Annotated in this window: 7 protein-coding genes; all 7 read left to right on the top strand. The window is 44.0% G+C overall.

The features are described from left to right. The first annotated feature begins 485 nt into the window (after positions 1-485). The 7 genes from ASG85_RS18300 (at position 486) to ASG85_RS18270 (ending at position 11,386) form a co-directional block, all read left to right on the top strand. Positions 486-3,356: a CARDB domain-containing protein gene (locus tag ASG85_RS18300; RefSeq protein ID WP_082588146.1), complete on the top strand. Its 2,871-nt coding sequence runs from the start codon at positions 486-488 to the stop codon at positions 3,354-3,356. A 228-nt stretch (positions 3,357-3,584) separates the two neighbouring features. Beyond that, a complete protein-coding gene (locus ASG85_RS18295) occupies positions 3,585-4,907 on the top strand; it encodes a response regulator (protein ID WP_060647381.1) in 1,323 nt (440 codons plus the stop codon). Positions 4,908-5,018: 111 nt separating this feature from the next. Next, on the top strand, positions 5,019-6,440 hold the full coding sequence (locus ASG85_RS18290) for an ABC transporter substrate-binding protein (protein WP_060647380.1): 1,422 nt from the start codon (positions 5,019-5,021) through the stop codon (positions 6,438-6,440). Positions 6,441-6,543: 103 nt separating this feature from the next. After that, a complete protein-coding gene (locus tag ASG85_RS18285) occupies positions 6,544-7,455 on the top strand; it encodes a carbohydrate ABC transporter permease (RefSeq protein WP_057303436.1) in 912 nt (303 codons plus the stop codon). Further along, on the top strand, positions 7,452-8,333 hold the full coding sequence (locus ASG85_RS18280) for a carbohydrate ABC transporter permease (protein ID WP_057303435.1): 882 nt from the start codon (positions 7,452-7,454) through the stop codon (positions 8,331-8,333). The genes ASG85_RS18285 and ASG85_RS18280 overlap by 4 nt, the downstream gene beginning before the upstream one ends. A 148-nt stretch (positions 8,334-8,481) precedes the next feature. Continuing rightward, entirely contained in the window at positions 8,482-10,254 is a 1,773-nt protein-coding gene (locus tag ASG85_RS18275; protein WP_162257272.1) for a histidine kinase, read from the top strand. A 373-nt stretch (positions 10,255-10,627) separates the two neighbouring features. Next, positions 10,628-11,386 carry a class I SAM-dependent methyltransferase gene (locus tag ASG85_RS18270; protein WP_060647378.1) on the top strand — a complete coding sequence of 253 codons (759 nt, stop codon included), beginning with the start codon at positions 10,628-10,630 and terminating at the stop codon, positions 11,384-11,386. Positions 11,387-11,609: the final 223 nt, after the last annotated feature.

The raw sequence follows: 11,609 nt of genomic DNA, 5'->3' as shown, positions 1-11,609 counted from the left end.
AGGCTGGCCTGCTGCGCAGCTTTCCGAATTTGAAGTATACGGAGCTGCGACTGGGGATACACAGGCGCCGACTGCACCGACAAATTTGGCGTATACGACGCCTGCTTCTGGTCAAATTAAATTGACGTGGAACGCTTCAACGGATAACGTCGGCGTAACCGGTTACGACATCTACGCAAATGGCAGTCTGCGCGGAAGTGTAGCTGGCAATGTGCTGACTTACACGGATAACCAACCGGATACGGCCACGGTCAGTTACTACGTTACATCGAAAGATGCAGCAGGCAACGTTTCTGCCGCAAGCAATACGGTAACGCGTAACGGCAGTGTCGCAAGCGGCACCAACCTCGCTGTGGGCAAAACGATCACAGCATCGTCAAGCACGCNGATCTCGAGCGTACGGATCTGGCAAAAGACAAGACAGGTGTTTTCGTAAATACAAACTTCGTATCAACAAGAAGAAAGTATACCGGCTATGTAAAGAGATGAACGTTTCTGCCGCAAGCAATACGSTAACGCGTAACGGCAGTGTCGCAAGCGGCACCAACCTCGCTGTGGGCAAAACGATCACAGCATCGTCAAGCACGCAAACATTTGTCGCAACAAATGCGAATGACGGCAGTGCCWCTACATACTGGGAGAGTGGTTCCGGTGCTTATCCGGCTACGCTTGCCGTTAGCTTGGGCGCAAATGCTTCCATCTCGTCTGTTGCTGTCAAGCTGAACCCAGACCCGGTGTGGGCAACGCGTACGCAAACGATCGAAGTGTTGGGAAAAGCGCAAGGCAGCACGGCATTCACGACGCTTGTTTCTCCCGCTACATACACGTTTAATCCGTCTTCCGGCAACGTGCTCACAATTCCTGTGACAGCGACAGTCAGCGACGTACAATTGAAAATCACGGCGAACTCTGGTGCGCCGGGGGCTCAAGTTGCCGAGTTTGAAGTCATCGGTACCCCAGCTCCGAATCCGGATCTGACGATCACCGGCCTGACTTGGACGCCGAATTCGCCAATTGAAACCGACGCCATTACACTTAACGCTGTTGTGAAAAATATCGGCACCGCCTCCTCAACGGCGACAACCGTTAACTTTTACGTAAGCACGACGAAAGTCGGATCTGCCCCAGTAGCAGCTTTAGCAGCAGGTGCAACGGCTAACGTGTCAGTAAACATCGCAGCCCAAACGGCAGGCAGCTACACACCGACAGTGAAAGTGGACGAGGAGAATGCCCTCATCGAGCTGAATGAAAGCAATAACAGCTACACAAGCAGCTCCAACTTGGTTGTTAATACGGTTCCGAGCTCTGATTTGGTAGCTACGGCTTCATGGGCACCAAGCAATCCAGTAGCCGGCAATAACGTATCATTTACTGTAAATCTGAAAAACCAAGGCAACATAGCTTCCGCAAGCGGCGCTCATAACGTCACCGTAGCTCTTCAAAATTCTTCTGGTTCAGCCATTCAAACATTTACTGGCTCTTATAGCGGTGCCATCGCAGCGGGAGCATCCGTTAATGTAGCCCTAACTGGTACATGGGCCGCAGTAAATGGCAGTTTCACGGTAGTTGCAACGGTTGCAGCCGATGCGAATGAAGTAAGTATGAAACAAGCAAACAACACTAGCACTACAAGCCTTGTTGTCTATGCTGCACGTGGTGCGAGCATGCCATATACCCGATATGATACGCAGGATGCATCCATCGGTGGTGGTGCCAATGTGAAGTCCGCACCTACATTTGATCAATCGCTTACCGCATCTGAAGCTTCTGGTCAAAGCTATGTAGCTCTTCCTTCGAACGGCTCCTATGCGCAATGGGCAATCAGACAGGGGGAAGGCGGAGCAGGTGTAACCATGAGATTTACGATGCCAGATTCGAGTAACGGCATGGGATTGAACGGTTCGCTTGACGTTTATGTAAACGGCGTTAAAACCAAAACCGTTTCGTTGACATCCTACTATAGCTGGCAATATTTCTCCAGTGACCAGCCTGCAGATGCGCCTGGCGGTGGACGTCCACTTTTCCGTTTTGATGAAGTGCACTTTAAACTGGATACAGCCCTCCACCAAGGAGATACGATCCGTATACAGAAGAACAATGGAGACAGCTTAGAATATGGCGTTGACTTCCTCGAAATTGAGGCAATTCCTACCGCTATTGCACGTCCGACTAACTCGGTCTCTGTAACCGATTACGGTGCCGTTCCGAACGATGGACTAGATGATCTTGCAGCTTTTAACTCTGCTGTCAGTGCAGCTGTTTCATCTGGAAAAACGTTGTACATTCCAGAAGGAACGTTCCATCTTAGCAGCATGTGGCAGATCGGTACTGCCAGCAACATGATTAATAACCTAACGATTACGGGTGCAGGCATTTGGTTTACAAACATCCTATTTACGAATTCAAATGCGGCTGGCGGCGGCATCTCGTTCCGTATCAGCGGTCAACTTGATTTCAGTAACGTATATATGAACTCGAATCTCCGTTCGCGTTATAACCAAAATGCCATATACAAAGCATTTATGGATAACTTCGGGACAAACTCCAGAATTCACGACATCTGGGAAGAACACTTTGAGTGTGGTTTCTGGGTAGCCGATTATGCTCACACGCCAGCTATTCATGCCGATGGTCTGCTGATTGAAAACAGCCGTGTCAGAAACAATCTTGCCGACGGCATTAACTTCTGTCAAGGAACGAGCAACTCAACAGTACGCAATTCAAGCTTGCGCAATAACGGCGATGATGCTCTCGCTGTTTGGACAGATAACACCAATGGCGCTGTAATGGGTGTAAATGATACCTTCACCTTCAACACAATTGAGAATAACTGGCGCGCAGGTGCTATTGCATTCTTCGGAGGAAGCGGACACAAAGCTAGTAACAACTTAATTGTAGATACTGTTGGTGGTTCCGGTTTCCGAATGAACACTGTATTCCCGGGTTACCATTTCCAAAACAACACCGGTATCGTGTTCTCGGATAATACCCTAATTAACACGGGTACTAGTCAAGATCTTTACAATGGGGAACGTGGTGCGATCGATCTAGAAGCTTCCTCGGATCCTATACAAAACCTGACTGTCTCCAACGTTACTATTCTTAACACGCAACGCGATGCAGTTCAATTTGGTTATAGTGGTGGATTCCAGAATATCAACTTTAATAACGTTACTATTGACGGTACTGGTCTCGATGGGGTGACAACTTCACGCTTTGCAGGACAACATAAAGGTGCTGCTATCTATACGTACACGAATAATGGTTCTGCAACGTTTACTGGATTGACGACCAAGAATATTGCTTATCCTAGTCTCTACTTCATTCAGACCGGTTTTAATTTAACAATTAAATAAGTCAAATTCATGTTTGTCGGCGGCGAGGAGGTTATTCAAACTCCTCGCCTTTGTAATCCACTTAAGTCCGAGCCAGCAATATAGTCCGATTAGGATCCAGGCTGTTTAAATTGTTTATTCTCACAATTCGGAACATAAGACACAATAACCGTAATTAAACACATGTTAATTGCCATTTGTTGTACAATAAAATGGTATTGATGCATAAAAGGATAGTGAGGTGGCCGCATGGTTAATATTTTGGTTGTAGATGATGAGCCGATGATTTGTAAAGGCGTGGCTACCATATTGAAACAGTCGAATCTGGACATCGCTGAGGTGTTTATCGCATATAACGGTTTTGAAGCGTTGGATTTTATACATTTGGAGAAAATCGATCTTGTTTTTACGGATATACAGATGGAAAAGATGAACGGTATTGAATTAATTGAAAATATATTCATGGAAGATCCTACGATTCCAATCGTCATTTTATCCGCCCATGGCGAGTTTGAGTACGCACAGAAGGCGATCCGTTTCGGAGCCAAGGAATATTTGGTCAAGCCGATAACGCCGCCTCATCTCATTTCGGTAGCAGCTAAGTTGCTGGGGGAGAAGAAAGAGAAGCAGCGGCATTTCTCGAATTGGGAGAGCAGCCGAACCCTGTCAGAGCATACGTCGCTCGAGATGAATTATTACTTGAATGAGCTTGTCACCGGAACGGTCCATGAGTCCGAGGTACCTGCCATTATGGAGAAGCTTGGAACCCGAATGAGGGGTACGCATTACAGCATGTTAGTGATCAAATTATCCCTAGATCGAGGCGGCATTCATGATCAGGAAATATCGACGCTGAAGGACCGTAGTCTTCTGAAGTACGCCGCTTTGAATATTATTGAGGAGACCGTGAATCAGTGGTGTCATCTTGTTTTTAATACGCATAATTCTACTTTCTCCTTGCTGCTGCAAATTCCTGAAGAGGAGATTAGGGGCTCTCATAGCATTAATCAATTGTTGATGGTCGCCCAGATGAGTCACACGAATTTGCAGAAATACGTCAATGTCAAATGTCAGATTGGGATCAGCCGCATTCGGGAGGGTATCACACAGCTGCCTGTTATCTATCAAGAAGCTCTGGAGAGCTTGGCTTGGAGCGAAAAACACAAAGGGCATCACATGTTCTACATTGAGGATATCGGCAAAACGACGAACGAGCAGAATTTAACAAACACGCAGGTTGACGAGGCTAATAACCGAATTGTTTATGAGACAAAAACCTATATTGAAGGACACTTCTGTGATAAAGGCCTGAAGCTTCAAGATATCGCCGATGCTGTGCATTTAAGCCCTAATTATTTGAGTTATTTGTTTAAAAAAGTGATGGGAGTCAACATTTGGGACTATGTGACCAAGCTTCGTATGGAAAAAGGGAAGCAATTGATTCTGACCACGGACAAACGCAGGTACGAAATTTCGGAGGAAATCGGTTACGAATCACCAGAGCATTTCAGTAAAATTTTTAAAAAACATTTCGGGTTGAATATATCGGAGTTAAAACATACGGGTCCGTAAGATGCGACATGATTAGCGTAACAGGACACATCGTCGTTCTTGGCGGTTCCCTTTATAATCGAAAGTGTAGGAACTAACATTTGATGAAACGATTCGAAAGGGGAACCAAACATGAAAGCTAAAAAGGCTTCAGCCATCAGTGCGATTGTACTGACCGTTTTACTCGCAGGATGTGGTACGAACAGTACCACGACTAGCACAACAAGCAGTCCCGCCTCAGCAAAGGAAACAGCAGCAGCAACAGCAACGCCTGCAGCCAAAAAAGTGACAATTACAGCCCAAGGCTTCAAGCCTGACCAGAAGGAAAAGAATGACCAGCTTGACCAGCGGATCAGCCGCTTTAAGGCGAAAACCCCGAATGTTGATTTTAAGAAAGACGACTGGCAGTACAACCCGTTGGAAATTGGGATCAAAATGGCTTCGAATAGCGCGCCAACCGAATATACGACGTATGCAACAGAAGGTAAAGTGCTCGTCGACAAGAAATGGGTCGCTGATATTACCGATTCGATCAATGCCTGGGAACATGCTAAGGACATGAATGATCTTCTTTCCAAACCGTTTGTGGTGAATGGTAAAACGTATGGAGTGCCCATCGACGGTTACGTGATGACCATTACGCTGAATAAGAAGCTTTTCAAAGATAAAGGTGTCGAGCTGCCTCCAATGGATTGGACGTGGGACGATCTGTTAACGGCAGCGAGAAAGATTAATGATCCGGCCAAAGGCATCGCGGGCTTTATTCCAATGGGTAAAGGACCGGAAGCAGGCTGGAACTGGACGAATTTCCTTTATGCAGCTGGCGGCGATGTGCAGAAGCTCGATAACGGGAAAGTGGTAAGCGTGTTCAATTCTGATGCTGGTGTGAAGGCGCTTGAATTTTATAAAAAGTTAAAAGACGAGAACTTAATTCCTCAGAACTGGGCCTTAGGGTATGGCGACGCATTGAGCGCTTTCTCCCAAGGACGCGGTGCGATGGTGATGTGCGGAAGCGGCAACGCGGCTGATGCAGCGATCAATGAAGGCGGTATCAGCAAAGAGGATATGGTCGTATATCCAATGCCTTCGATGACGAAAGGCGGCAAGCATACGGGCGTTCTTGGCGGTAACTATCGTGTTATCAATCCGAAGAGTGATAAGGATCAACAGCAAGTTGCTTTCAAATGGATTACGGATGAGTACTTCACAGACGACTTCTTGAATTCCACGAAAAAAGAAATCGAAGACCGTAAAGGTAAAAATCGTGTCTACATTCCACAACCGATTAATTACTGGAAGGATTCCTCCGATTTCGGCAAAAAGTATACCGATTTACTGGCCAAATATGACAACGTATTTAAATATGACCCGCAATTGCTGAGCCTATGGGATGGCAAGCCTGAAGCGCAGTATGAAGCACAGAAATATTATACCGAGATGGCCAATGTGATCCAAAAAGTGTTCACAACCAAAGATGTTGATTTGAAAAAGACGTTGGCTGATGCTTCGAATAAAGTGCAAACAGAAGTATTTGACAAAGTGAAAGTCGAGTAGCACCGGAAAATCGGATCTAAGCCGTTTAGCGGTTTAGGTCCGATTTTATAAGTTTATGCTTGCGAAGTAAGTTTTCTAACGAAAACTTTAAGGAGTGTTCAACATGGCAGCAGAATTGAGTGTACGGCCTGTCGTAGCGAGTAGTACGGTGAAGAAGAAAATCAACTGGTATTTGTGGGGGACGCTGTTTGTCCTTCCTGAAATGGTGTTATTTATTGTATTTTTATGGGTGCCGATTTTTAAAGGGATTTTCTACAGCTTTTACAATATTGATTTTGTCGATGGCAATCATTTCATTGGCTTGGCTAACTATGTAAGTATTTTTCAAGATGGACTGCTAATCACCTCGATTACAAATACGCTGTACTATATGGGCTTAGGCGTCCTACTCGGATTCTGGGTACCGCCGCTTATCGCAATCGTTGTCTCCGAATTGAAATGGTTTCAAGGCGCAGCCCGTATAATTGGCTATTTGCCAAGCGCTGTTCCAGCCATCGTGCTCTATGGGATGTGGCAGTGGTTTTTTGATGCCGTTGGCCCAATTAACAGCCTGTTACAAACGTTCGGTATCCCAAAAGTGGAGTTCTTCAGTCCGAAGATGGCCATGGGTTCGATTGTTCTGCTAGAAACGTGGCAAAGCTTTGGCGCAGCCACTCTCATTTATATCGCTGCAGTCGTGGGTATTCCGAGGGACATATACGAAGCGGCTGAGATCGATGGCGCCAGTGTCTGGCAGCGTATCCGTCATATCACCTTGCCAAGTATCAAGACGTTGATGCTGCTTCTGCTTCTCTTGCAGTTGATCACAACTTCACAGGGTTTTCAAGCGCAATTATCGATGACCGATGGTGGCCCGAATAATGCGACGCTTACGTACTTGCTGTGGATGAATCATACGGCGTTCCGTGATCTTGATTTTGGCAAAGCGAGTGCAATGGGCAGCTTAATGTTTTTCGTTTTAATTTTACTTTCCGTGCTATACAATTTGCTGCAGCGTAGAGGTGAGAAGGCATGAAGCGGGATGAACGTGGCATTATATCGCCATATGATATGAAAAAAGGTTCTGTGAAAACCGGTTACACCCTCATGGTACTGCTGATGATCGTCATTGGCATTACGACGTTATACCCGTTTTTTAATACCTTTTTTGGTTCGCTCAAAACACGGGAGGAATTCTTTGCTTTTCCACCGACCTTTTTTCCGAAAAGCTGGATTTGGACTAATTACAATGATGCGTGGAACGGGTTCGATTTACCCTTACTGACTTTCTTGAAGAATACCCTATTCATCTACATGGGAAATGTCGTGTGCTCGCTGCTGTTAATTGGTTTAGCGGCCTACGCACTGTCACATTTGAAGGTACCGTTCAAGAGATGGGTGACGCTGTTTTTCTTGGCTACATTGTTGATACCGCCCGCCACGTATATTGTTCCTAACTTTATGAACCTGAAAAGCTTGGGCATGATCAATACGTACTGGGCCTTCTGGCTGCCGGCGGCGGCGAACGCGTACTTCATGCTTCTGCTCAAAAACTTCTTCGATGGCATCCACAAAGAAATTCTGGAAGCAGCGAGAATCGACGGAGCGAGTGAATTCAATTCATTCATTAAAATTGCTGTTCCACTCTCTACACCCATTATCGGGACCCTGCTGATTCTGTCCTTCTCAACAACATGGAACGATTTCTATTGGCCTAGCATTGTAATGACGGAAAAGGAGATGTACCCGCTTGCCACAGGGATTTATCGGTATGTGGTGTACTCAACATCAGTTATTCCGTGGAGTGTGCGGTTTGCTATCTTGACGATGGCGATGCTGCCGCCAGTTGTGTTTTTTCTCATTTTCCAAAAATTTATCATTCGTGGATTAACCGTTTCCAGTGTCAAGGGTTAGGTCAAAGAACGCCCCTCAGAATGCTTATTCTGATGGCGTTTTCTTTGGCTTAAAGGAGATTGTGGCCGTAATAGCGAAGCTAAGTATGAATGAGACGGCTGGGAGGAATAATTTCCGAGGATACAGCTTGAAAGGAAGGAATGTCGGTATGCGAAAAATGCTGCGTAATATGAATTTGATGAAAAAGTTGATCGTACTACTCATCTTATTCGTCGTCATCCCGATATTAGTATTGGATTTGTTTGTAGCTAAGAAGCTGGAGTCCATTACGGAAGAGCAGGTGGGGAACGCGCTGCTCCAGTTAGTGCGAGGAAGTCATTTGACACTAGATAGAGAGAGCAGTGATTTCGAGGAAAAGACAGAGAAAATCATGATATCTCAGGAAATCCAACAGCTTGCAAGCATCCCGTCCTCATCGGAGTATGAACGATTTGAAATTTTTAAAGCCCTTGATAAATATTTGAACAACTATTCGACGAGTGCGGTGCGATATTCGCTGTTTTTTTCGGATACAGATAAGCAGTATTCGTTTGTCCCCAATCCGGATCTTCTGAACAATGGTATTTTTTATTCAACAGACTTGAATGCGCTCTCTTGGTATAAGGAAGTGAGTCAGGCCAAGGGGGAGGGGGTTATTCGTGTTATTGATAAATTCGGATACAACCCTAATAATTTACAAACTGTTGCCTATATGCGCCAATTAAATAGCATTTATAACGGGGAAAGTGTGATTGGTTATTTGGTTGTATCTGGCATTGAGACACCTCTTCAGTTGGATTTTTCACCTTTTGACAAGTATGCGGATGCGGAATTGATGTTGTTAAACCAAGACAATGAGGTGCTCGCGACGAATACAACCAATTTTGAGATCGGATCCTCGGTACATGTTCCGGCTAATCAAGTAGAAGGGGTTTATAAGCTGAAAGAGGCTGATCATGAGTTCATGTGCGTTCTTCATACAAGTGAATATTCGAAAACGAAATTGCTCATGCGAGTTCCTGTTCAGTCGATTATTATCGATCATATTAGTGTGCAGCGATTGGTTGATTGGATCATGGTTATTTATTTCTTTATCTTGATTTTGGCGAGTATATACTTTATCCAGTCGATCTTGAAACCGATCTCTCGATTAGCCCGCATCACGAATTCTTATCATCCAGGTAGACCCTTAGCTATTTCCTTACACTCGGATAGCAAAAATGAGATTGTTTTACTCAATAATCATTTTATACGCATGACTGATCGCTTGAATCAAACGATTTATGACCAATATGAACTCGAACTGAAGCATAAGGAGATTGAATTATCTATTCTTCATACACAAATTAATCCGCACTTGCTCTACAACACCTTGGAATCTGTATATTGGCATACGCTAATGGAAGGGGCAACAGAGTCTGCTGAAATGATCAAGGATTTATCGCTAATTATGCGAATTGGGCTCAGCAAAGGGAAACTTTTAATTCCGGTTATGGAGGAAATCAATCACGCGGAGGCTTATGTTCGCTTGCAGCTATTCCGCTATGAATATGCCTTTCAAGTCCATTGGGATATTGAAGAGGGAGCGAAGCGATTTGTCATGCCGAAGGTCGTTCTTCAGCCGATTATTGAGAATGCGATTCTGCACGGGATTAAGAACATGAGCCAGGATGGGGAATTATGGATTTCGGTAAAAAGCGCGGATGATAATGTCATCATCAGTGTAGAAGATAACGGTTATCGCCAGGTGGATATCGAGATGATGAATGGTATCCTGCAGGGTAAGGAAAATAATCGAGGCTTCGGAATTATTAATGTTCAGAAGCGGATTCAGCTGCATTTCGGCGAAAACTACGGTTTACATTACAGCCTTAGAAAAGATCAAGGTGTACGAGCTTGGATCGAGCTCCCAGCTGTACTTGACGAGAATGAATTGAAATAGCTCCATTATCTGGGGCGCTGCCATTTCTTCCGATAAGCTACTTTTTTTATTAAACTAACGGGAGTATAGCGTGGTGGAAGGGCTATTTATTATTGCTCCCTTTGTGATACGGGTCACCGCGAAATATCCGATTGTTTCGCGGATCAGTTGTCTGATTACATACATCTTTTTCGTATTCGTTGTTTCTAGATTTGCCACAGGCACATCCGCCGACCGACTATGAGTGAAATTTGAAGCGAAATGGATATAGCATAATGTTCCAATAAATGGTATTATGTATTTTGCTTTTGAGTTGTATGCGGTTTCTTTTATTAAACATGCTTGTCAAGACAGGAAATCAAAATAGATTAATATGAAGGGGGATTCGACTAATATGAATGAACAAAGTGCTAAAAATAAGATAGCTTGGGAACATCGAGCATATGAATTTTGGAACAGACGAGATGGTTCACCTAAGGATAAGGCAAAACAAATATTGGTGAATCCCAAGGCACAGCTAAAAAAACATAAGCAATATTTTGAACAGATTGCGGGAAAAAAGATTGCTAATCTTTGTGGTTCAAATGGAAGAAAAGCAGTCCCGTTAGCACTGTTAGGCGCAGATGTAACAATATTTGATATATCGGAAGAAAATAAAAAGTATGCCCTAGAACTGGCGGATTCCGCCAATGTATCTATACAATATGTTGTTACTGATATCTATGATATAAACTTAGAAAAGTATAGTGGTCATTTTGACATGCTATACTTAGAAGGTGGAATATTACACTATTTCAATGACATTAAAAAATTCATGTCTCTTCTTTTTTCATTACTTAAAGATAATGGAGTAATGGTTCTAAGTGACTTTCATCCCTTAAGAAGGTGTATCGTTTCTAACTCTAAAACCGAATATCAAATCCAACAAAGTTACTTTGACGAAGAATTACATAGTGGGGATGTAGCATATAAACAATATTTCGATGAACATGAACAAGAAGACTTTCCAGATGTTTCGATTAGGCTTTATACCCTTAGCGAAATAATAAATTCCGTTATTACATCTGGCTTTAATTTAAAGAAATTTGATGAGCATCGTGGTTGGGAAAATGAAAACATTCCATGGGAATTTACAATTGTGGCTAATAAATAAAAGGAAAGTTCTATCCAAAGAAGAACCACTCCATTGTCGGAGTGGCTTCTTCTTTATATAATAATGTATATTTTGTGTTCACACTGTACTTTGTGCTTAGATACATTACGGTGACCCGTAACATAAATAAAAGTCAGTTCATTGAGCTAACGGAAACGATAGCTAGGTATGCGAAGGAATGTCCAAATTAGGATATTCCTTATTTTTGTTGAGGAGTAGGAGT

This window comes from Paenibacillus sp. Soil724D2, from assembly GCF_001427935.1.
Classification (GTDB): domain Bacteria; phylum Bacillota; class Bacilli; order Paenibacillales; family NBRC-103111; genus Paenibacillus_E.
This window is presented reverse-complemented; position numbering and strand designations above follow the sequence as displayed.